This is a genomic window from Cystobacter fuscus (assembly GCF_044360685.1).
GTDB lineage: Bacteria > Myxococcota > Myxococcia > Myxococcales > Myxococcaceae > Cystobacter > Cystobacter fuscus_C.
In genome coordinates, this window is record NZ_CP043491.1 from 6,136,417 (window position 1) to 6,159,813 (window position 23,397).

The 23,397-nt window shown below is 66.7% G+C and carries 16 protein-coding genes; 13 read left to right on the forward strand and 3 right to left on the reverse strand.

What is annotated here, in order from left to right:
• Nucleotides 1-350: 350 nt before the first annotated feature.
• From F0U63_RS25170 to F0U63_RS25195, 6 genes are all read left to right on the forward strand, one after another.
• Complete coding sequence (locus F0U63_RS25170) at nt 351-1,760, forward strand: AbfB domain-containing protein (RefSeq protein WP_395833170.1); 1,410 nt, start codon at nt 351-353, stop codon at nt 1,758-1,760.
• Between the two features lie 59 nt (nt 1,761-1,819).
• On the forward strand, nt 1,820-2,884 hold the full coding sequence (gene chvE / locus F0U63_RS25175; RefSeq protein WP_395833172.1) for a multiple monosaccharide ABC transporter substrate-binding protein: 1,065 nt from the start codon (nt 1,820-1,822) through the stop codon (nt 2,882-2,884).
• 123 nt (nt 2,885-3,007) lie between these two features.
• The gene (locus F0U63_RS25180; RefSeq protein WP_395833174.1) at nt 3,008-6,085 is read left to right on the forward strand and encodes an MGH1-like glycoside hydrolase domain-containing protein; all 3,078 of its coding nucleotides are present in this window, start codon (nt 3,008-3,010) and stop codon (nt 6,083-6,085) included.
• A gap of 73 nt (nt 6,086-6,158) precedes the next feature.
• Nucleotides 6,159-7,688 carry a multiple monosaccharide ABC transporter ATP-binding protein gene (gene mmsA / locus F0U63_RS25185; RefSeq protein WP_395833176.1) on the forward strand — a complete coding sequence of 510 codons (1,530 nt, stop codon included), beginning with the start codon at nt 6,159-6,161 and terminating at the stop codon, nt 7,686-7,688.
• Nucleotides 7,689-7,723: 35 nt separating this feature from the next.
• Nucleotides 7,724-8,902 (forward strand): multiple monosaccharide ABC transporter permease, encoded by a 1,179-nt coding sequence (gene mmsB, locus F0U63_RS25190; protein WP_395833178.1) that lies wholly within the window; start codon nt 7,724-7,726, stop codon nt 8,900-8,902.
• A 7-nt stretch (nt 8,903-8,909) separates the two neighbouring features.
• Nucleotides 8,910-10,286, forward strand: a complete 1,377-nt coding sequence (locus F0U63_RS25195; protein WP_395833180.1) for an iron-containing alcohol dehydrogenase — start codon at nt 8,910-8,912, stop codon at nt 10,284-10,286.
• A gap of 27 nt (nt 10,287-10,313) precedes the next feature.
• Here the strand turns inward: F0U63_RS25195 and F0U63_RS25200 are convergent, their stop codons facing one another.
• A complete protein-coding gene (locus tag F0U63_RS25200; protein ID WP_395833182.1) occupies nt 10,314-11,303 on the reverse strand; it encodes a LacI family DNA-binding transcriptional regulator in 990 nt (329 codons plus the stop codon).
• A gap of 306 nt (nt 11,304-11,609) precedes the next feature.
• On the opposite strand from F0U63_RS25200, the gene F0U63_RS25205 reads away from it, so the two are divergent.
• The 7 genes from F0U63_RS25205 (at nt 11,610) to araD (ending at nt 20,438) form a co-directional block, all read left to right on the forward strand.
• Complete coding sequence (locus tag F0U63_RS25205) at nt 11,610-13,307, forward strand: ribulokinase (RefSeq protein WP_395833184.1); 1,698 nt, start codon at nt 11,610-11,612, stop codon at nt 13,305-13,307.
• A gap of 48 nt (nt 13,308-13,355) precedes the next feature.
• Entirely contained in the window at nt 13,356-14,858 is a 1,503-nt protein-coding gene (gene araA / locus F0U63_RS25210; protein ID WP_395833185.1) for an L-arabinose isomerase, read from the forward strand.
• A gap of 106 nt (nt 14,859-14,964) precedes the next feature.
• Nucleotides 14,965-15,936 (forward strand): ABC transporter substrate-binding protein, encoded by a 972-nt coding sequence (locus tag F0U63_RS25215; RefSeq protein WP_395833187.1) that lies wholly within the window; start codon nt 14,965-14,967, stop codon nt 15,934-15,936.
• A gap of 32 nt (nt 15,937-15,968) precedes the next feature.
• Nucleotides 15,969-17,516 carry a sugar ABC transporter ATP-binding protein gene (locus F0U63_RS25220; RefSeq protein ID WP_395833189.1) on the forward strand — a complete coding sequence of 516 codons (1,548 nt, stop codon included), beginning with the start codon at nt 15,969-15,971 and terminating at the stop codon, nt 17,514-17,516.
• Nucleotides 17,513-18,589, forward strand: a complete 1,077-nt coding sequence (locus tag F0U63_RS25225; protein WP_395833191.1) for an ABC transporter permease — start codon at nt 17,513-17,515, stop codon at nt 18,587-18,589. The genes F0U63_RS25220 and F0U63_RS25225 overlap by 4 nt, the downstream gene beginning before the upstream one ends.
• A complete protein-coding gene (yjfF, locus tag F0U63_RS25230; RefSeq protein WP_395833193.1) occupies nt 18,586-19,701 on the forward strand; it encodes a galactofuranose ABC transporter, permease protein YjfF in 1,116 nt (371 codons plus the stop codon). The genes F0U63_RS25225 and yjfF overlap by 4 nt, the downstream gene beginning before the upstream one ends.
• Before the next feature lie 38 nt (nt 19,702-19,739).
• Nucleotides 19,740-20,438: an L-ribulose-5-phosphate 4-epimerase AraD gene (gene araD / locus F0U63_RS25235; protein WP_395833195.1), complete on the forward strand. Its 699-nt coding sequence runs from the start codon at nt 19,740-19,742 to the stop codon at nt 20,436-20,438.
• 57 nt (nt 20,439-20,495) lie between these two features.
• Here araD and F0U63_RS25240 read toward each other — a convergent pair whose 3' ends face one another.
• Nucleotides 20,496-21,920, reverse strand: a complete 1,425-nt coding sequence (locus F0U63_RS25240; RefSeq protein WP_395833197.1) for a family 43 glycosylhydrolase — start codon at nt 21,918-21,920, stop codon at nt 20,496-20,498.
• A 17-nt stretch (nt 21,921-21,937) separates the two neighbouring features.
• Complete coding sequence (locus F0U63_RS25245) at nt 21,938-23,212, reverse strand: AbfB domain-containing protein (protein WP_395833199.1); 1,275 nt, start codon at nt 23,210-23,212, stop codon at nt 21,938-21,940.
• Between the last annotated feature and the right edge of the window lie 185 nt (nt 23,213-23,397).

The following is a 23,397-nucleotide window of genomic DNA, read 5'->3' on the forward strand; positions in this document are numbered from 1 at the left end:
CCGCGCTCAACCCCCCCGCGGCCGTGGATGTTCGACACCGGACAATACCATGAAGGGCTCCGTTCGCCCCACGGTCAGCCGCCCCAGGCCGCGTCCGAGCGGAAAATCACACCCCGCGTGAGCGGATGACTCGTGACAGCCATTTCCTGACTCGTGACAGCAGGGCCTCCGAAGCCCTTCAATCCCTGACGGCGCGATGCATCATGGCCCATGCGCGCCGGGTTCAGGGCAGCGCGTCATGAGACAGCTTCCCTGCTCCTTCGGGTTTGTCATTGCACGCGGGTTTCATCCGTTGGTACCTTCGCGACGCCGCAGGGATGTGAACGCTCACAATCCGCCCTGGAGATACGATGTTCAGCTCCCCCCCGCTCTCACGCCCTCCCCGCCTCGCCGCGCTGGCCTCCGCACTGAGCGCCCTGTGCCTGGTGCTCGCGGGCCCGGGAGCGTGGGCCCAGACGACGGGCGCTTCCGCTTTCGCCATGGGCTACTTCACCGAGTCCCCCAACGGACTGGCCAGCAACTATGGCCTGCACCTCGCGGTGAGCGACGACGGACGTGAGTGGACGCCGCTCAACCAGAACGCGCCCGTGGTGACGCCAACCCTCGGCACCAAGGGCCTGCGCGACCCGTTCATCCTGCGCAAGCAGGACGGCACCTTCGTCGTCCTGGCCACGGACCTCTACGGGCTCGACTTCTCCAAGCAGAACCAGTTCATCCACGTCTGGGACTCCCGCGGCTTGACGTCCTTCGAGAACTACCGGCGGGTGAAGCTGCATGACTTGCCGACCCATTCGTGGGCGCCCGAGTCCTTCTGGGACGCCCAGCGCGGGCAGTACGCGGTCATCTACTCCGCCTTCAACGGCACGCGCGACGTCATCCTCGTCAACTACACGAGCGACTTCGTCACCTTCTCGGCGGCCCAGACGTACTTCGACCCGGGCTTCAACGTGCTCGACGCGACGATGCACTCCCACGGCGGCGTCCACTACCTGTATTTCAAGCGCACGAGCGACAACCGCCTCATGGGGGCACGCTCCACGTCGCTGGCGCCGGGCGCCTTCAACGCGTCCATCTACACGCGGGCCTTCGAGGGGCTCGGCGCCACCGAGGCCCCCATCGTCGTCAAGTCGCTCGACCGCGACGAGTGGACGATGTGGGGAGACGTCTACACGCCGGTCAACGGCCGCTTCTTCGCCTGGCGCTCGGGGAACATCACCCAGGACGCCTGGGAGCCGCTGAGCCAGCGCCTGTACACGCAGCCCATCAACTCCAAGCACGCCACCATCGTGGCCCTCACCTCGGCGGAGAAGTCCGCGCTGCTCAGCCGCTACGGCGCGCCGGCGTGGATCCGCCTCAAGTCGTACAACTACCCCGACCGCTACGTGCGCCACGCCAACTACGAGGGCCGTGTGGACCCCTACCCCATGGACCCCTATACGGACTCGCAGTTCCGCCTGGTGGGCGGGCTCGCCAGCTCGAGCGGCGTGTCGCTGCAGTCGGTGACCGATCCGGGCCTCTACCTGCGCCACTCGGGCTTCGAGGTGCGCCTGGCCCGCGACGACGGCTCGGCCAGCTTCGCCGCGGACGCGACCTTCACGCGCACGGCCGGCCTGGCCAATGCCTCCTGGACGACGCTGCGGTCCTGGAACTACCCCGATCGGGTCCTGCGCCACCAGGGCTTCCGCTTGCGCATCGACCCCATCACCGCCTCCTCGCCGCAGACCGACCGGGAGGATGCGACCTTCGCCCTGACCCGCTGAGTGACAACCCCTCCCATGCACCTCGGTGCACGACCCCCAACGCAGGTGAGAGAAACGACATGAAATCAATTGGCTCCATGGTGGTGGCAGTCGCGGTGGGTGCGCTCGCGCTCCTGCTTGGCGCGTGTACCCAGGACAAGGCGACCATCGGCGTCTCGATGCCCACCAAGTCCTCGGCCCGCTGGATCGACGATGGCAACAACATGGTCAAGGCTCTCCAGGCCAAGGGCTACAAGGTCGATCTGCAGTACGCGGAGGACGACATCCCGAATCAGCTCGCCCAGATCGAGAACATGCTCACCAAGGGCTCCAAGGTGCTGGTGATCGCCGCCATCGACGGCACCACCCTGTCCAACGTGCTGCAGCAGGCGGCCGATCAGGGCATCAAGGTCATCGCCTATGATCGCTTGATTCGCGACTCGAAGAACGTCGACTACTACGCCACCTTCGACAACTTCCAGGTGGGGGTGCTCCAGGGCGGCTACATCGAAAAGGCGCTCGGCCTGAAGGAGGGCAAGGGCCCCTTCAACATCGAGCTCTTCGGCGGCTCGCCTGACGACAACAACGCGTTCTTCTTCTACAACGGCGCCATGTCCGTGCTCAAACCGTACCTCGAGAGCGGCAAGCTCGTGGTGCGCTCGGGGCAGGTGGGAATGGACAAGGTCTCGACCCTGCGCTGGGACGGCGCCGTTGCCCAGGCCCGCATGGACAACCTGCTGAGCGCCTACTACGCCGACAAGCGCGTGGACGCCGTGCTCTCGCCCTATGATGGCCTGAGCATCGGCATCCTCTCCTCGCTCAAGGGCGTGGGCTATGGAACCCCAACGCAGCCCATGCCCATCGTGACGGGTCAGGACGCGGAGGTGCCTTCCGTGAAGTCCATCCTCGCCAAGGAGCAGACGTCCACGGTGTTCAAGGACACCCGCGAACTCGCCCGGGTCACGGCCAACATGGTGGATGCCATCCTCACCGGGAAGACGGTCGAGGTGAACGACACCCAGACCTACAACAACGGGGCGAAGATCGTGCCCTCCTACCTGCTCAAGCCCGTGAGCATCGATGCCACCAATTGGAAGCAGGTCCTCGTCGATGGCGGCTACTACAAGGAGAACCAACTCAAGTAGGTCCGACGGCAAGACGTGTTAACGCTCACGGCATCCGGGCCATGAACCGTCTGCTCGCCCGCGGTGGCGAGGACCGAGCGTCGACGCATGGCCCCCCCTCACCCGACGAGCTGGAGAAAGCACATGGCAACACCCGCATCCCGTTCCAGCGCCCGACGAGCAGTCGGACTGGGGCTGACCTTCGCCCTGTCCGGCCTCACCCACGTGGGCTGCCAGCGTGCCACGACCGTGAAGGAAGAACCCGCCGCGCTGGAACCGGTCGTCGCGGAGCCCGTGGCCCCGGAACCGGTCGCGTCAGCCATCGCCGGACCGTTGAACCGGGATGCGATCCTGGCGGCACAGCGCCTCGACGAGCCCCAGTGGTACAAGGACAACATCCCCTTCCTGGACACGCCGGACGACAAGCTCGACGAGGTCTATTACTACCGCTGGAGCACCTACAAGCGGGCGCTGCGCTACACCGTGCCCGGCACGGGCTATGTCTCCACGGAGTATGACGTCCCGATCGGCTACGCCGGCAACCCCTACACGGCGCTTCCAGATGCGGCCGGCTATCACATCCAGGATGGACGGTGGCTCGCCAATCCGGACTACGCCGGGGACTACCTGGACTTCTGGCTGCGCGGTGCCGGCTACACCGGGACCTTGAACTTCTCCGAGTGGATCATCGATGCCGCCTATCAACGGGCCCTGGTGACCGGAGATCAGCGGGATCTGATCTCCCGCCTCCCGGAGCTCATCGGGCTGTACCAGCGCTGGAATGGCCGGCTCGTCGACAACTTCCCCCTCAACGGTGGAGCGTCGAACGCGAAGCTGTACTGGCAGTCGCCGCTGTCGGACGCGACGGAGTACACCGAGACGTCCATGAAGAGCAGCAATTGGTTCGGCGGCGGTGCCGGCTACCGCCCGACCATCAATGCCTACATGTACGCCGCCGCCAGCGCGATCAGCAAGCTCGCCCGCGCCGCCGGAGACACCGCGACCGCCGACGATTACGCGTCCAGGGCCGCGTCCATCAAGGACGGCGTGCAGAAGGCCCTGTGGGATCCCCAGCGCTCCTTCTTCTTCCAGGTGTACACCACCTATGACAGCTCCAATGGGGCCTTGAAAGGCACGCGGACCACCTGGCGAGAGCTGATGGGGTACGCGCCCTGGGCCTACAACCTTCCGGACGCGCAGTATTCGTCCGCCTGGCAGTTCCTGACCCAGCCCGACGGCTTTGGCGCCGCCTACGGCCCCACCACGCTCGAGCGCATGCACCCGCTCGAGGCCGAGCAGGCCGTCATCGCCAACGCCACCCGGTGGACCTCGAGCTCCGCCTCCAACGGCTCGTACATCGGCCAGATCGACCTGGCTACCAGCAGCGTCACCTTCACGGTCGATGCACCGGGCGACGGCACGTACCCGGTGAAGGTGTTCTACGCCAACGCGACGGGAGCCAGCAGCACGCATCAGTTGTTCGTCAACGGCGCATCGACGCCGCAGACCGTCACCTACCCGGCGACCCCCGCCTGGGGCCAGTTCTCCGCTCAGCAATTCGTGACGGTGCAGGTCGCGATGCGCGCCGGGTCCAACGCCTTGAAGTTCCAGAAGGGCACCGGCTACGCCGAGCTGGACAAGATCTCCGCCAATCCCTACTTCAACTACCAGGCCCTCCCGTCCCAGCCCAATCGCGAGGACTGGAACTGCTGCCATTGGAACGGTCCGAGCTGGCCGTTCCAGACCAGCCAGGTGCTCGCCGGTCTGGCCAATCTGCTCCAGAACTACCCGGCCCAGTCCTACATCACGGCGGCGGACTACCGGGAGATGCTCAGCGACTTCACGGCGCTGCAGTACAAGGAGGGCAAGCCCTACGTGGCCGAGGCGGCCAACGGCGACACCGGCCAGTGGATCTACGACGGCTTCAACTTCAGCGAGCACTACAACCACTCCTCCTACATCGATCTGGTGCTCACCGGCCTGCTGGGAATCAAGCCCCAGGCCAATGACACCCTGGTGCTCAAGCCGCTGGTGTCACCGTCCTGGGACTACTTCGCGGTCCAGGATCTGCCCTATCACGGCCACAAGCTCACCCTCGTGTTCGACCGGTACGGCACCCGCTACGGCCAGGGCTCGGGTCTCCGGGTCATCCAGGATGGCCAGTTGATCCACAGCGCGGCCACGTTGGGTGAGACGACCCTCAAGGTCGCCCCGACGGTGCTGCCGGCGGCCAGGCAGCGGATGATGAACGTGGCCGCCAATCCGCTGACCATGGAGCAGGATTGGCTCAACCGGGCGATCACCCAGCCCTACCCGCGCGCGTTCGCCTCGTACACCAACCCGGTGTCCAACGGGCCGCGATGCCACAGCGGACAGACGTGCCGGCCGACCACCTATGATCAGCCGATGCGGGCCACCGACGGGTGGATCCGCTATGACACCATCCCGGACAACCGGTGGACCAACCTGGGCTCCCCGAATGCCACCGACCACCTCGGCGTGGACTTCGGAGCGGTGCGGCCCCTCCAGCAGGTGAGCCTCTACCTCTACGATGACCGCGATCGAATCCGCGCGCCAGCCGCGTATGACGTTCAGTACCTGGACGGGCAGACGTGGAGAAGCATTCCCAACCAGGTCAAGACGCCGGCCACGCCGGTGGGCAATGACCTCAACACGGTGACCTTCCCGGTCCTCTCGACGTCTCAGCTGCGCGTCGTCTTCACGCCTCAGGGCGGGAAGTTCGTGGGCGTCACCGAGTTGCAGTCGTGGTACCCCCAGCCGCCGCCCGTGAGGCTCGTCAACAAGAACAGCGGCCTGGAGTTGGCGGTGACGGGAGACTCCATGGCCTTTGGCGCCGAGGTGTCGCAGCAGGCCGCCACCGGGGCGCGCTCGCACCAGTGGAACGTGGTCCCGGCGGAGAACGGGTTCTCCAAGCTCATCAACATCCAGAGCGGACAGGTGCTGGGCATCCGCGACGCCTCCACGGCCGCGGGCGCCCTCGCGCTGCAGTGGGGCGACACCCTGACCCGGGATCACCTGTGGTCCATCGTGGACATGGGCAATGGCTACTCCAAGCTCGTGAACGCCCAAAGCGGGATGGTGCTGGGCATCCGGGACGCGTCCCGATCCGTGGGGGCCCCCGCGCTGCAATGGCACGACACCGGCACCGACGATCATCGTTGGCGAATCGAGACCGCCGCTCCCTCGTCCGTGGCCCCGTGAGGCCCCGGACGGCCGACATGACGGGCCCCGTGCACGAAACGCACGGGGCATTCCCTCCCACCAGGACTTCCTCATGACCGCTGTGCTCGAAATGCGGGGAATCACCAAGACGTTTCCCGGCGTGCGTGCGCTCCACGACGTCCACCTCACGGTCCAGGCCGGCGAAATCCATGCGTTGATCGGCGAGAACGGCGCGGGCAAGTCCACCCTCATGAAGGTGCTGAGCGGCGTCCATCCGCATGGCACCTATTCGGGAGAACTCCTCTTCGAGGGCGAGGAGCGGCGCTTCTCGGGCATCTCGGACAGCGAGAAGCTCGGCATCATCATCATCCACCAGGAGCTCGCCCTCGTCCCCCTGCTGTCGATCGCCGAGAACATCTTCCTCGGCAACGAGCAGGCGGAGCACGGCGTCATCGACTGGTCCGTGACCCACGCGCGCACCCGGCAACTGCTCGATCGGGTCGGACTCCGGGAGTCTCCCGACACGCTCGTGACCGAGCTCGGCGTGGGCAAGCAGCAACTCGTGGAGATCGCCAAGGCCCTGGCCAAGGAGGTCAAGCTGCTCATCCTCGATGAGCCGACCGCGAGTCTGAACGAAAGCGACAGCAGCGCGCTGCTCGACCTGCTGCTGCGGTTCAAGGAGCGGGGCATCACCTCCATCCTCATCTCCCACAAGTTGAACGAAATCACCCGGGTCGCGGACTCGATCACGGTGCTGCGCGATGGATCGACCATCGAAACCCTGGACTGCCGCCGCGAGCCGGTCAGCGAGGACCGGATCATCCAGGGCATGGTCGGCCGGGGCATGGCGGACCGCTATCCCAAACGCGACCGCGCCCCGGGCGAGGTGCTCCTCGAGGTGGAGGGATGGACGGCCCATCACCCGGTCCATCCCGCGCGGCGGGTCGTCAAGGACGTCTCCCTGACGCTGCGCCGTGGGGAGATCGTTGGAATCGCCGGTCTGATGGGCGCGGGCCGGACCGAGTTCGCGATGAGTCTGTTCGGCCGCACCTACGGCCGGGACATCCGCGGGCGCGTGCGCGTCGAGGGCCGGGAGGTCGACGTCAGCACGGTGGAGAAGGCCATCCGCCAGGGAATCGCCTACGTGACCGAGGACCGGAAGACCTATGGTCTGATCCTCTCCGAGGACATCCGCAAGAACGTGACGCTCGCCCATCTGGACGGGGTGTCGCGCTTCCAGGTCATCGACGAGGTGCGGGAGCTCGCGGTCGCGAACGAGTACCGGGATCGGCTGCGGATCCGCTCCTCGAGCATCTATCAGGAGACCTTGAATCTCTCGGGCGGCAATCAGCAGAAGGTGGTGCTCAGCCGCTGGCTCTTCGCCAATCCCAAGGTGTTGATCCTCGATGAGCCGACCCGAGGCATCGACGTGGGGGCCAAGTATGAGATCTACACGATCATCAACGAGCTCGCCCGGACGGGCAAGGGCGTGCTGATGATCTCCTCCGAGATGCCGGAGCTGCTCGGCATGTGCGACCGGATCCTCGTGATGAGCGAAGGCGCGCTCGTGGCGGAGTTCACGGCCGAGCAGGCGTCACAAGAGAAGATCATGCAGGCCATCATGCGCAAGGGAGCACACTGACGATGGATACCGGGCTGACCCAAGAATCCCAAGCGTTGCGGACCGCCCCGCGTTCGCTTCCCTCGGTGGGAAGCTTCCTCAAGGCTCATTTCCGTGACTACGGCATGCTGCTGGCGCTGCTGGCGATCATGCTGTTCTTCCAGGTGTCCACCGGAGGAACGCTCCTCAAACCGCTCAACCTGACGAATCTGGTATTGCAGAACAGCTACATCGTCATCATGGCGCTGGGCATGCTGCTCGTGATCGTCTCCGGGCACATCGACCTCTCCGTCGGCTCGGTGGTCGGATTCATCGGGGGCCTCGCGGCGGTGCTGATGGTCGAGTACGGCCTGCCCTTCTTGCCGACGATGGGACTCTGCCTGGCGATGGGCGGGTTCATCGGTGGCATCCAGGGGTACTGGGTCGCCTACATGCGCGTGCCTTCGTTCATCGTGACGCTCGCGGGCATGCTCGTCTTCCGGGGGCTGCAACTCGCGCTGCTCGGGGGCCGGTCCGTCGGTCCCTTCTCCGCCGGGTTCCAGAAGCTGAGCTCCGGCTTCATCCCCGACGTGTTCGGCGGGGCGGCACTCAACGCCACGTGCCTGCTCCTGGGCGCCGTGACCGTGGCCGCGACCCTGTGGGGAGGCATTCGCCAGCGCCGCCAACAGCAGCAGCATGGGCTCGAGACGGTGCCCTTCGCCTTGTTCGCGTTCAAGAACGGGCTGCTCGCCGCGCTCGTCCTGTCCTTCTGCTATCTGCTCGCCACCTACCGCGGCCTGCCGAACGTGCTCCTGATCATGTCCCTGCTGGTCGCCCTGTATGCCTTCGTGACGAACCGCACCGTGATGGGACGGCGCATCTACGCCCTCGGCGGCAACGAGAAGGCCGCGAAGCTCTCCGGCATCAAGACCGAACGGCTCACCCTGCTGGCCTTCGTCAACATGGGAGCGCTCGCGGCACTCGCCGGCCTTATCTTCGCGGCGCGCCTCAACACCGCGACCCCGAAGGCGGGCCTCGGCTTCGAGCTGGACGTGATCGCCGCCTGCTTCATCGGCGGGGCCTCGGCCGCTGGCGGCTTCGGCAAGGTCACGGGCGCGGTCATCGGCGCGTTGATCATGGGCGTGATGAACAACGGCATGTCGATCCTCGGCATCGGCATCGACTACCAGCAGATCATCAAGGGGCTCGTGCTCCTCGCGGCCGTGTCGGTCGATGTCTACAATCGCAAGAAGTAGAGGGCGCATGTCCACCTCGTCGGCTCTCCAGCAATTCCTCTCCCGCCTCGGCCCCGATGGAGTGCTCGCCTGTACGTGCGGCAGGCACCACGGTGTCCAGGTGAAGCAGGTGCTCATCGGGGAGGATGCGCTGCGGCAGTCCGCCAGCCTCCTGCGGCGGCAGTGGGGGCAGAGTCCGGCGATCTGGGTCCTGAGCGATGAACACACGGAAGCCGCCGCGGCGGAGCGCTGGAAGACGAGCGTCCACGCCGGAAGGATCGTCGCGCGGATCCTTCCCGGAGTACCCCGGCCGGTGCCGACGCTGGCGCTGGCGCAGGAACTCGCCGCCGAGGTGCGGGCCGCGTCGCCGGATCTCCTGGTCGGCGTGGGCAGCGGCGTCATCAGCGATCTGGTGAAGAAGGTGTCCCTGGACACCGGCCTGCCCAACTGGAGCATCGCGACCGCCCCTTCGGTGGATGCCTACAGCTCGACGACCGCGGCGCTCCGCCTCCAGGGGTACCATCAAGCCGTCCCCGCGCGGCCCTCCGAGGTCATCGTGGGGGACCTGGAAGTGCTCGCCCGAGCCCCTCGCCTGTTGTTCCTGGCGGGCCTGGGAGATCTGCTGGCCAAGTACCTGGCGCATCTGGACTGGCACCTCGCCCGGCTCGTGACGCGGGAGGCCTTCTGTGCGCCCCTCGCCGGGCTGGCCCTCGACTCGGCCCGGGAAGCGCTGGAGGCCGCGCGGGCCTGGCGGACCCGGCCCCTCGAGGCGGTTCGCGCCCTCACCGAGGCGGCGCTCGCCTCGGGCTTCGCGATGCAGGCGGTGGGCAGCTCCCGGCCAGCGGCCTCGGCCGAGCACACCATCGCGCATTTCTGGGAGATGGCGGGCGTGGTGGCCGAGGAGGAGAAGGATCTGCACGGACTGTTGGTCGGCGCCGCGTGCCGGCTCGTGCTGCCCGGCTACGTCGGCTGGTACCGCCAGCTCGGAGGGGTGGAGGTGGACGTGCAAGCCCGGCTCACCGCCCTGGAGCAGGCACCGCCCTGGCACGAGCGCCTGGAGGCGGCGATGGTGCCCTTCCGTCACAAGATGGAAGGGGAGATGCGCGGCCGGACCTTCGACCGCCAGGCACTGGCCCAGCGCCTCGACGCGTTCTCCAGGCACAGGGATGTCCTCCAGGGCCTGGCCGAGCCCCTGCTGAAGGAACTCGCCGACGCCATCGCGCTGCTGGGTGACATCGGTTTTCCCTTCGCGCTGGAGGAGCTGGGAATCGACCCGCGCCACGGGATGCCCCCCGTCCGCCATGCCCGTCTGCTGCGCAACCGCTACACGACCTTCGATCTCGCGCACGAGCTGGGCCAGGAGGACACGCTCCTCGCCCTGATCTCGCGCGGCACGCTGGAATGACGGGCGGCGCACCGCCCGCCGTCGGCCTCAGCGCGCCTTCGCCGCGGCGGTGCTCTGGCGCAGGATGAGCTGGATGGGCACCAGGACATGCTCCTTGGTCTTCGCGCTGCCCTCGAGCTGTCCGAGGAGCAGGTGGATGCAGCGCCGCCCCACCTCGGCGAAATCCTGGCGCACCGTGGTGAGTGGGGGCGTGAAGTAACCCGCCTCGGGGATGTCATCGAAGCCGACGATGCTGATCTGCCGGGGCTTCTCCCGGTTGACCTCGTGGAGCCGGCGCAGCAGCCCCAGGGCCATCTGATCGTTGGCCACGAAGACCGCGGTCGCGTCGGGCTTCTCCAGCAACTGCCGGCCCAGCTCATAGCCGGAGTGGGCACTCCAGTCCCCCCGCAGTAGGGCGGGGATGGGGGCTCCAGCCTGCTTGAGCGCCGCCTGCCACCCGGAGATGCGCTGCTCGGCCTCGATCCAATCCTCGGGCCCGGCGAGGTGCCAGACGGTCCGATGGCCGAGATCCAGCAGGTGCTGCGTGGCGGCCTTCGCGCCGCCGATCTGATCCACGGCGACCACGGGCACCGCGTTCGTGGAGCCGGCACCGACCGCGACCATGGGAAGGTCCGCGGGCAACCGGCGCAGGGCCTCCAGCGCGGTGGTATAGGGCGCGATGACCACGATCCCGTCGACCGCCTGGTCCCGCAGGAACTGCACCGCGTCGAGGACCGAGGTGCGGCTGCGCGAGCGCAGGCTGGTGATGCTGACCGCGTAGCCCGCGTTGTGCGCCGCCTCCTCGATACCGAGCAGGGTCGACGCGGGACCGTAGTGCACGGTGTCCAGGCTGACGACCCCGATGACCCGCGAGCGCCCCGTGACCAGCGCCTGCGCCACCGAGTTGGGCCGGTAGTTGAGTTGCCGGATGGCCGCGAGAACGCGCTCGCGGGTTTCTCCCTTCACGTTCGGGCTGTCGTGCAACACGCGCGAGACCGTCTGATGCGAGACCCGCGCCAGCTTCGCGACATCCGTCATGACGGCGGGCCCACGCCCACCCTTCCGAGTCTTACTTCCCTTCTGCGATCCACTGCTCATACTCGACAGCCTATCCCCGTCTGGTTGACCGCGTCCCTGAATAAATACGCCGACACCAAGACTGTTCCCGGCTCGGCCCAGACAGGCTGGCACGTGTCATGCGCTGGCGCAACGCATCATGTCTTCCCTCCAGAAGCCCTTGCTTGACGTCCCGCATGTGAACGTTCACAATTCTCGACCATGGGATGTGCTCGCCGGGAAAGCCTGGTCACGTTCCCACCCCTCGAAATCCACTTGGAGGTCCCCATGAAGCGCGGGGCGTTTGTCATCGGGATTGATTTTGGAACGGACTCGGTCCGGGCGGTGATCGCGGACGCGGCGGATGGGGAGGTGGTGAGTGTCTCGGTTCAGCCTTATCCGCGCTGGGCCCGGGGGCTCTATTCCGAACCGAGCGAGAACCGCTTCCGTCACCACCCGCTGGATTATCTGGAGGCGATGCAGGCGGCGGTCACGGAAGCGACCACGCGGGCGGGACGAGAAGTCGCGTCCCGGGTGCGTGGCATCGCGGCCGACACCACCGGCTCGACGCCCGTCCTCACGGACAAACGCGGCGTGCCGCTCGCGCTCACGCCCGGGTTTCGCGAGGACCCGGACGCCATGTTCCTCTTGTGGAAGGATCACACGGCGGTGGCGCAGGCGGAGCGCATCAATCAGACAGCGCGCACCTGGGGCGGGGCCGACTTCACGAAGTACGAGGGGGGCATCTACTCCAGCGAGTGGTTCTGGGCGAAGGTGCTGCACGTCGTGGAGACCAATCCCGCGGTGTCCCAGGCGGCGGTCAGCATCCTGGAGTTGTGCGATTGGATTCCCGCCGTCCTCACCGGGTGCGAGGATCTCGGCAAGCTCAAGCGCAGCCGCTGCGCCGCGGGGCACAAGGCGATGTGGCACGCCGAGTTTGGCGGCTACCCGGCGGATGAGTTCCTCGCCCGGCTCCATCCGCGCCTGGTCGAGTTCAAGGCCTCGCTCGGGCAGGAGACCTTCACCTCGGACATCCCCTTTGGCACGCTCTCCGCGGAGTGGGCGGTGAAGCTGGGCCTGCCGCACGACACCCTCGTCGCCGTGGGCGCCTTCGATGCGCACATGGGCGCGGTGGGCGGCAACATCAAGCCCCATCAACTCCTGAAGATCATGGGGACGAGCAGCCTGGACATGGTCGTGGCACCCCGGACGCGGGGGCCGGAGCGGCTGGTGCCGGGCATCTGCGGCCAGGTCGACGGCTCCATCATCCCCGGAATGATGGGCTACGAGGCGGGACAGTCGGCCTTCGGCGATGTCTATGCCTGGTTCAAACGGCTGCTCAGCTGGCCCCTCGAGGCCCTGCTGCCCTCCCAGACCGGAACCGACCCGGAGACCCGCCGCGTCATCGGCGACGCGCTCATGGATCGCATCCTTCCGGAGCTCGAGCGGGCCGCGAGGGAGCTTCCGCTCGAGGACGGCTCGCTCCTGGCGCTCGACTGGATGAACGGACGCCGGACGCCCGACGCGAACCAACGCCTCAAGGGAGCCCTCACGGGCATCACCCTGGGCACGGACGCCCCGCGGCTCTACCGGGCCCTGGTGGAGGCGACGGCCTTCGGCTCGCGCGCCATCGTCGAGCGCTTCCGGGCGGAGGGGGTCCGGCTCGACAGTGCCATCGCCATTGGCGGCGTGGCGCGCAAGAGCCCCTTCATCATGCAGACCGTGGCGGACGTGATGAACATGGAGATCTCCGTCTGCGCGGGCGACCAGGCCGTGGCAGTGGGGGCGGCGATGTTCGCGGCGACCGCCGCGGGTCTCTACCCCCGGGTCGAGGCGGCACAGGAGGCCATGTCCCCCGGCACCGAGCGGACGTACCGGCCCGACCCGGCGCGCGCCCACCACTATGCATCGCTCTACCCGAAGTACCTCGAGCTGGGCGGCTTCGTGCAGAGGCAGCTGACCCGGCAGGACGAAACCCACCCTTGAGCATGTCCGGTCCGGAGCCGGACCGGGACGAGAACCAGGAGCATGAGCATGATTGACTTGAAGACGCAGGAAGTGTGGTTCCTCACGGGCAGTCAGCACCTGTACGGGAACGAGGCCCTCGCGAAGGTCGCCGCCAACTCACGCCAGATCGCCGAGTACCTCGACTCCTGCGGCAAGCTGCCGGTCCGCGTGGTCTGCAAGCCCACGCTCACCGACTCCGAGGCGATCCAGAACGTCTGCCTGGAGGCCAACAACTCGCCGAACTGCGTGGGCGTCATCACCTGGATGCACACCTTCTCGCCGTCGAAGATGTGGGTCGCCGGGCTGTCGCGCCTCCAGAAGCCCCTGGCCCACCTGCATACCCAGACCGAGCGGGAGCTGCCCTGGGACAAGATCGACATGGAGTTCATGAACCTGAACCAGTCCGCCCATGGCGACCGTGAGTTCGGGTTCATCGGGGCCCGGCTGCGGCTGGAGCGGAAGATCATCGTCGGCTACTGGAAGGACGAGGATGTCCTGGCGAAGCTCGACGGCTGGGCGCGGTCGGCCTGCGGCCTCGCCGAGTCGCGGCGCATGAAGATCGTCCGCTTCGGCGGCATGAACATGAGGGAGGTGGCCGTCACCGGCGGCGACCGCCTCGAGGCGCAGATCCAGCTCGGCTGGTCCGTCAATGGCCACGCGGTGGGAGACCTGGTCGGGCGCATCGCCGACGTGAGCGACGCCGAGGTGGATGCCCAGCTCTCCGTGTACGAGGACTCGTACACCCTCGTCCCCGCCCTGCGGAAGGGCGGCGAGCGCCGTTCGGGCCTGCGCGATGCGGCGCGGCAGGAGATCGGCATGCGCGGCTTCCTGCGCGAGGGCGGCTTCAGCGCCTTCACCACCACCTTCGAGGATCTCCACGGGCTCAAGCAACTGCCCGGCCTCGCCTGTCAGCGGCTCATGGCGGAGGGCTACGGCTTCGGCGCGGAGGGTGACTGGAAGACGGCCGCGCTGCTGCGCGTCATGAAGGTGATGAGCGCGGGACGCCCCGGGGGCGCCTCCTTCATGGAGGACTACACCTACCACCTGGCCAAGGGGCGCGAGCTCGTGCTCGGCGCGCACATGCTCGAGGTCTGCCCGTCGATCTCCGACAGCAAGCCGTCGCTCGAGGTGCACCCGCTCGACATCGGCGGCAAGGCGCCGCCCTGCCGTCTGGTCTTCGCGGCCGGGACCGGTCCCGCGCTCAACGCGACCCTCGTCGACATGGGCGGACGCATGCGGATGATCGTGAACGAGCTGGAGGTGGTGAAGGCCGAGAGCCCGATGCCGAACCTGCCCGTGGCGCACGCCGTCTGGAAGCCCCTGCCCGACTTCAAGAGCAGCTGCGAGGCGTGGATCCTCGCGGGCGGCGCGCACCACGCGGGCTTCAGCCGCGCCGTCACCGTCTCCCAGCTCCAGGACTTCGCGGCGATGGCGGGCCTCGAGTTCATCCACATCGGTCCGGGGACGAGCCTCACCGCCCTCAAGAACGAGCTGCGCTGGAACGACCTCGCCTACCGGCTGGCCCGCTAGCCACGCGCCGGCTTCGCACCGTGTCACGGCGGGCCCGACACCCGGCGTGACACGGCTTTCCCTTCCTCAAACCCCAGAGCCGTACCTCCCTCCAGAGAGCCACCCCATGAAGAGTGTCATGTTCAAGGTCGCTTCCGCGGTCGTCGTCTTCCTCGCGCTGCTTCCCGGTGCCGTGCTGGCCAAGGACTCCATCGTGCTCGGCTTCTCCCAGGTGGGCGCCGAGAGCGAGTGGCGCACGGCCAACACCCAGTCGATCAAGGAGGCCGCCACCCAGGAAGGCATCACCCTGAAGTTCTCCGATGCCCAGCAGAAGCAGGAGAACCAGATCAAGGCCATCCGCTCCTTCATCGCCCAGCGGGTGAACGTGATCGCCTTCTCGCCCGTGGTCGAGACCGGCTGGGAGCCCGTCCTGCGCGAGGCCAAGGCGGCCCGCATCCCCGTCATCCTCACCGACCGCGCCGTCTCCGTGAAGGACGAGTCGCTCTGGCTCTCCTTCCTGGGCTCGGACTTCGTGGAGGAGGGCCGCCGCGCCGCGAAGTGGCTCGTCAGCTACCCGCCCATCCAGGAGCTCGCCGCCAAGGGCGAGGTGAACATCGTCGAGCTCCAGGGCACGGTGGGCTCCGCTCCCGCCATCGATCGCAAGAAGGGCTTCGAGGAAGTGCTCAAGGAGCAGCCGAAGTTCAAGATCATCCGCTCGCAGACCGGTGACTTCACCCGCGCCAAGGGCAAGGAAGTCATGGAGGCGTTCCTCAAGGCCGAGGGCAAGAAGATCAACGTGCTCTACGCGCACAACGACGACATGGCCATTGGCGCCATCCAGGCCATCGAGGAGGCCGGCCTGAAGCCCGGCAAGGACGTGGTCATCGTGTCCATCGACGCGGTGAAGGGCGCCTTCGAGGCGATGATCGCCGGCAAGCTCAACTGCACGGTGGAGTGCAACCCGCAGCTGGGGCCGCAGCTGATGCGCCTGGTGAAGGACGTGGTGGCCGGCAAGCAGGTGCCCCGGCGCATCGTCACGCAGGAGTCCGTGTTCCCCCAGGAGAGCGCCGCCCGCGAGTTCCCGAACCGCAAGTACTGAGCCCCAGAGCCTCGCGCGCGGAGGAGAGGAACATGATGCAAGCCGATCCAGTGCTCGAAATGAGGGGAATCTCCAAGCGGTTCTCCGGCGTCCAGGCGCTCCAGGGCGTGGACTTCCGCCTCCTGCCCGGCGAGGTCCATACGGTCATGGGCCAGAATGGCGCGGGCAAGTCCACGCTGATCAAGATCCTCACGGGGGTTCATCGTCCGGACTCGGGCCGCATCCTGCTGCGAGGTCAGGAGATCAAACCCCGGAGCCCGCTCGAGGCACGCAAGCTGGGCATCAGCACGGTGTACCAGGAGGTCAACCTCTGCCCGAACCTCTCGGTCGCCGAGAACATCTGCCTCGGCCAGGACGCCTCCGAGACCTTCGCCATCCGCTGGAAGCAGATGCATCAGAAGGCGGAGGCGCTGCTGGCGGACCTCAATCTCCAGCTCGACGTCACCGCTCCCCTCTCCTCCTACTCCATCGCGGTGCAGCAGGTGTGCGCCATCGCCCGCGCCCTGAGCGCGCAGGCGAAGATCCTCATCCTCGACGAGCCCACCTCGAGTCTCGCCGAGGACGAGGTGAAGATGCTCCTGTCGGTCATGAGGAAGCTCCGGGCGCAGGGGATGGCCATCCTCTTCGTCACCCACTTCCTCGAGCAGGTCTTCGAGATCTCCGACCGCATCACCATCCTCAGGAACGGAGAGCTCGTCGGCGAGTACCCCGTCCAGGAGGTGTCACGCATCGAGCTGGTCACCCGGATGGTCGGCCGCGAGGTGGCCGGGCCGGGCCCGGGCCGGAGCAAGAGCGCGCGTGTCCCCGAGGGCCCGCAGGCCGTCACGAACGAGGCGCCAGCCCCGGCCGAGCGGCCCTTCCTCAGCGCGGAGGGACTTGGCCGGCGGGGCTCGGTCCAGGACGTGGGCCTGGAAGTGCGGCGGGGCAAGGCCCTGGGCATGGGAGGGCTGCTGGGCTCGGGACGGACCGAGCTCGCCCGGCTGCTCTTCGGCATCGATCGGGCCGAGAAGGGCTCCATCAAGATCGAGGGCCGGGCCGCGCGGCTCTCCTCGCCCCTGGAGGCCATCCAGCACGGCATCGGCTTCTGCCCGGAGGATCGCAAGCACGAGGGAATCGTGGGCGAGCTGTCGATCCGCGAGAACATCCTGCTCGCGCTCCAGGCCAAGCGGGGCATCTTCCGCACGCTCTCGCGCAAGCGTCAGGACGAGCTCGCGGCGGGCTACATCGAGGCCCTGGGCATCAAGACCCCGAGCGCGGAGAAGCCCATCTCGCAGCTCTCGGGAGGAAACCAGCAGAAGGTCCTCCTCGCGCGCTGGCTGGCGACCGAGCCGCGCATGCTCATCCTCGATGAGCCGACCCGCGGCATCGACGTGGCGGCGAAGCACGAGATCATGGGCAAGGTGATGGAGCTGTGTGACAAGGGAATGGCCATCCTCTTCATCTCGTCGGAGATCGAGGAGGTGCTCTGTTACTCGGACCGCATCGCGGTCATGCGCGACCGGCGCAAGGTCAGTGAAATCAAGTCGGGCGAAGCGGACGAGAGCATGGTGTTCAAGATCATCGCGGGGGGACAGGTATGAGCGCGGCCACGCAGTCCCCCGGGGCGTCCCGGGCGTCCGAGTTCCCGCGAGCGCTGGTCAGGGGGCGGCTCTTCTGGCCGCTGGTCACCCTGGCCCTGTTGCTCCTGTTCAACCTGGCCTTCAACGCGCACTTCTTCTCCATCACCGTCCGGGACGGCCATCTGTATGGCAGCCTGATCGACATCCTCAACCGCGCCGCGCCCCTGATGATCGTCGCCATGGGGCTGACGCTGGTGATCGCCACCCATGGCATCGACATCTCGGTGGGCGCGGTGGTGGCCATCTCGGGAGCGGTGGCGGCGACGCTGATCGGCGGTCAGCTCACTTCGGGCGGAGGAGCACCGGAGGCGGCCGGCCATCCGATGCCGCTCGTCATCCTCGCGGCCCTGGGCGTGGCGATGGCGCTCGGAATGTGGAACGGCGCGCTCATCTCCTTCTTCGGCATGCAGCCCATCATCGCCACGCTGATCCTCCTGGTGGCGGGGCGCGGCGTGGCCCAGCTCATCACGGACGGGCAGATCATCACCATCTATCACACCCCCTATTTCTTCATCGGCAATGGGTTCCTCGCGGGGCTGCCGTTCTCACTCTTCATCGTGACCGCAGTGCTGCTGTTGCTGCTGGTGCTCACGCGCCGGACCGCGCTGGGACTGTTCATCGAGGCGGTCGGGCTCAATCCCGTCGCCGCCCGCTTCGCGGGAGTCCGGGCGCGCGCCATCACCTTCTGGGCCTACGCCTTCTGTGGCCTGTGCGCCGGAATCGCGGGGCTCATCATCAGCTCGAACGTCAAGAGCGCGGACGGCAACAACGCGGGCCTCCTCTTCGAGCTGGATGCCATCCTCGCGGTGGTCCTGGGCGGGACGTCGCTCAATGGCGGCCGGTTCACCCTGGTGGGCAGCGTGCTGGGGGCCCTCATCATCCAGACCCTCACCACGACCATCTACTCCGTCGGCGTGCCGCCCGAGGTGACGCTGGTGGTGAAGGCCGCCGTCGTCTTCCTCGTCAGCATCCTGCAGTCCGATCGGGTGCGCGACCGCATCACCTCGATGGCCAGGCTGGGGGAGGCACTGTGAGGAACGAGACCGACTCCAGGTTCTTCGCCGCGCCCCGCCCCCTCCCGGCTCGCGCGCCCGTGCGGCCCCGGCTGGATCCGCGGCACCTGCCGTTCATGGTCACCCTGGGACTGTTCGGGGTGATGTTCGGCGCGGGCTCGCTCGCGTTCGACGGCTTCTTCTCCCTCCAGGTCTTCCTCAACCTGTTCATCGACAACGCCTTCCTGCTGATCGCCGCGGTCGGGATGACCTTCGTCATCATCTCCGGCGGCATCGATCTGTCGGTGGGCTCGGTGACCGCGCTCACCACCATGGTGCTGGCGTACCTCGTCGAGAACCGGGGCTGGAGCCCCGCGCTGGTCATCCCGCTGGTCCTGCTGATGGGCGCCACCATCGGACTGATCCATGGGTTCGTCATCCAGTACTTCTCGCTCCAACCCTTCATCGTCACCCTGGCGGGCATGTTCCTCGCCCGAGGGCTCTGCTACCTCATCAGCGTCGACTCGATCGCCATCTCCCATCCCTTCTTCACCGACATCTCCGCGATCCGCTATCCCCTGCCCTTCGAGACCTCCGTCTCCGTCAATGTCGTCATGGCGCTGGGGGTCCTGCTCGGAGCGGTGTACCTGGCGCACTCCACGCGCCTGGGGCGGACGCTGTATGCCATTGGCGGCAGTGAGCAGTCCGCCCTGCTGATGGGCCTGCCGGTCGCGCGGACGAAGATCTTCGTCTACACGTTCAGTGGTTTCTGTTCCTCCCTGGCGGGCATCGCCTTCACCTTCTACATGCTCTCTGGCTACGGGTTGCACGCGCAGGGAATGGAGATGGATGCCATCGCGGCGGTTGTGGTGGGGGGCACCCTGCTCACGGGCGGCGCGGGCCATGTCCTGGGCACCCTGGTCGGAGTGTTGATCTACGGCACCATCCAGACCCTCATCATGTTCGAGGGCAGCCTCAGCTCCTGGTGGACGAAGATCGTCATTGGCCTGCTGTTGCTCGTCTTCTGCCTGCTGCAGAAGGTGCTGGCCAGAACGCCCGCGCGCCAGGGGTCCACCCGCGCGGCCCGGCAGGACACCGCGCAGCCCCACCCCATTTCCTCCCCCATCGAGCAGACCGCCCAGGCGGGCGGGTAACCTCACGCAGCACCCTTCCCAGACGGCATCGAGGCGCCATGGAATCGAAATACCACGCACTGAAAGAACGAGCCTGGGCGGCGAACATGGAGATCCCGCGGCGTGGGCTCGCCATCTATACCTTTGGCAATGTCTCCGCCCTGGACGCCCGGGCGGGCGTCTTCGCCATCAAGCCGAGCGGCGTGCCCTATGACCAGCTCCAGGTGGAGCACATGGTGGTGGTGGACCTCGAGGGGAGGATCGTCGACGGCACCCTGCGGCCCTCCTCCGATACGCGGACCCACCTCGTCATGTACCGCAACCTCAAGGGCGTGGGGGGCATCGTCCACACGCACTCGACCTATGCCACCGGCTGGGCCCAGGCCCACCAGCCCATCCCCATCTATGGCACCACCCACGCCGACCACCTCGCCGAGGACGTGCCCTGCACGGAGGTCATGAGCGCCGAGGCGGTGGAACGCGACTACGAGATGGAGACCGGCCAGCAGATCCTGGAATGCTTCCGCCACCGCGACCCCCTGCACACGCCCATGGTGCTGGTGGCCGGACACGCGCCCTTCGCCTGGGGAGAAACCCCCGAGAAGGCGGTCTACAACGCCGCCGTGCTGGAGGAGCTCGCGAAGATGGCCTTCATCACCCGTGGGATTCATCCCGAAGCCGCGCGTCTCCCCGACCGGCTCATTCGCAAGCACTTCGAGCGCAAGCACGGACCGAGCGCGTACTACGGCCAGAAGTAGCGCGGACCGCCGGGCACACGCGGTGGCGCGTACCCGGCGGTCCATCCCGCCCGGCCCTCAATCCGCGATGAACGTCGCGTCCGCCTTGTCCGTGGCGGTGGAGAGCGGCTGGACGTAGAGCAGGTAGTTGAAGTGGCGCAGGTAGCGCCCGGCGTAGTTGTACGACTCGAACGACGAGCCCGTGCTGCTCGCCAGGCCGGAGCGCTGGTAGAACGACGCATCGTTCTTGAACGAGGTGGAGCCATCGCTCTTCTCCACCCAGGCCTCCAAGTTCTTGTGCCGCAGGAAGTAGCCCGGGAAGTTCGCCGACTCGAACGAGACCGTTCCCGAGCCCGAGAGGCCCGGCACGAGCCGGAACTGCGAATCCGCCAAGGGATTCACATTGGTCTCGAGCCGGCCCCGGAACTCCCAGTGACGGATCACGTAGTTGGGCAGGTTGTACGACTTGAACCGGAAGGACGTGGCCCCATCCGCCAGCGGAATTCCGAAGTTCGGTGTCCCGTCCGCGTTCCAGTAGATCTTCTGCACGCGGGTGTGGCGGTTCGGATCGTACAGCGGATCCCCGTTGATCTGCTGGTAGGGGCGCGCGTGGTAGACGAGAAGGTCGCTCTGGCCGTCCTCGGACACGGTGAAGAAGTTGTGGCCGGGGCCGTACTGGCTCGTGTTCACGTTGCTGGTGAACACGGGCGTTGGCGACTTCCGCCAGGAAGCGGGATTGAGGAGATCACTGCTGTCGGAGGCCGTCAGCATCCCCATGCAGTAGCGGTCATCGGTCTTGCTGGCGGAGTAGGTGACGAAGATCTTCCCGTTCTTCTTGAGCACCGCGGGGCCCTCGTTGACCCGGAAGCCCTGGGTCTCCCAGGCGTACTCGGGCCGGGTCAGCAGCACCGGGGAGCCCGCCAGAGTGGTGGGACTGCTCATCTTCGCGATGTACACATTGCTGTCTGGATTGTACTGCGCCCAGAGCATGTATCGCTGGCCGTTGTGCTCGAAGGTGGTGGCATCGAGCGAGAACGAATCCACTCCCGTGGAAATGATGCCTTTCTCGGTCCAGGACCCGGTCAACGGGTTGGCACTGCTGTTCTCGAGGGCATACATGCGGATCCTCCAGATGTCGTTGGAGGCACCCGCCGCGAAGTAGATGTACCACTTGCCCGAGATGAAATGGAGCTCCGGCGCCCAGATGTGCGCCGCCATCTCGCCGGAAGAATGCTTGCGCCAGACCACCGTCTCCGCCGCGGAGGCCAGGCCCTGGATCGACGTCGCGCGCCGCAGGATGATCCGGTCGTACTCCGGGACGGAAGCCGTGAAATAGTAGTAGCCGTCGGTGTGCTTGAAGATCTGGGCGTCTGCCCGCTGGGCAATCAGGGGGTTCGTATACTTCGGGGGAGCAGCCAGGGCGGTTCCCGCCGAGAGGCCCAGGGACAGGGCCGCCACGGCCAGGGAGAGCACGAGTTGCGGGAGGGATGAGCGTTGAGCCATTGAAGGTTCTTCCTTTCCTACGGACTGACTTCCTTGAACGTCGCGTCCGACTGCCCGGTCGAACTGTTGATGGGATCGATGCGAAGCGTGTAGTTGGAGTGGCGGATGTAGGAGCCGGGAACGTTGTACGACTGATAGGACGTCCAGGCCGGGTTCGCCAGGCCCGCGACATCCCGGAAGGTGGCGTCCTGCTTGAACTGGTCCGTGCCATCATTGCGCGCCAGGACCAGCACGTAGTTGCTGTGTCTGAGGAAGTAGCCGGGAAGGTTGACCGACTCGAACGAGACGGCGCTGTTGCCATCGGCCAGTCCAGGAACGATGCGGAAGCGCGAATCCTCGACCGGAGACACGTTCGCCTCGATGCGGGCCTGATAGTTGTAATGGCGGGCGTAACGGTCCGGGAAGTTGAAGGACTGGAGGCGCCGGATGTCACCGGCCTGGCCCGGCTCCTTCAGCACGGTCAGGTGACGGACGAAGCCCGTGAGCGAGGGGAGCTCCTTCTTGGCCGACCAGGAGGCGAAGGTGTTGGCCGAGTCGCTGTAGTAGTACTTCCCGGACGAGTATCCGTCGAAGAGGATCCGCCAGGAGCCATTGTCCAACTGGATCAGCGCCGGACCTTCCACCCAGTTGCCCCAGCCCGCCCAATCTCCGGTGCCCTTGAAGGTGTAGGGTCCGGTCAGGCTGGAAGCCGTCGCGTACTCGATGTACTTGCTCGTCTCGTTCTTGGTGAACGCATGGTAGGTGCTGCCCAGCTTGACGATGAACGTGTCGATGTAGTTGGGCCCCAGGCCCGACAGGGGGACGGGGCTGGACCAGGCGGTCAGCGAGGTGTTGAGCGCCTTGATGACATGGGGGGTGAAGTTGCTGGTGCCCGTGGTGCGCAGCGAGACGATGATGTTGATACTGCCGTCGCTGTCCTTGAACCACTCGGGCGCCCAGGTGTTCTGCAGATTCGCCGTCGGAAGCGTGACGTTCTGCATGAAGGTCCAGTTCACGCGATCGGTGCTCTTGGCGAAGCCAATCGTATTGCCGTCCCAGTTCGTGGTGTACGTCACGTAGTACACCCCGTCCGTGTGTCGCAGGATGCTGGGGTCGCGGATCAATCCCGACGGAGGTGTATAGGCGGGCCCCTTCATCAATCCGTAATGGGTGCCGTCATAGGACTGGTACACGTACATGTTCGATTCACTCGAGTTCGTGAACGCGGTCATCGTGTACACCGGGGTGGCGGCGGAGGCCGGAGCCGGCAGGAGCGTGAGCACCGCCAGGGCCATCGATGTGAGCGCTAACATTCCGGAACGCGTCGAATCGCTCGTTGCTCTCGTCTGGGGCATGAACAAGACTCCTGCGGTTGTCGGGGAAGGGACCGCGCGCTGGACATCAACGGCCACGGTCATACCTATGTGAACCCCTTCTTTGCTTTACGGTCAAGGCACTGAATTCACATTTCACGGCCGCCGCGTTCGCGGGCTTCGTG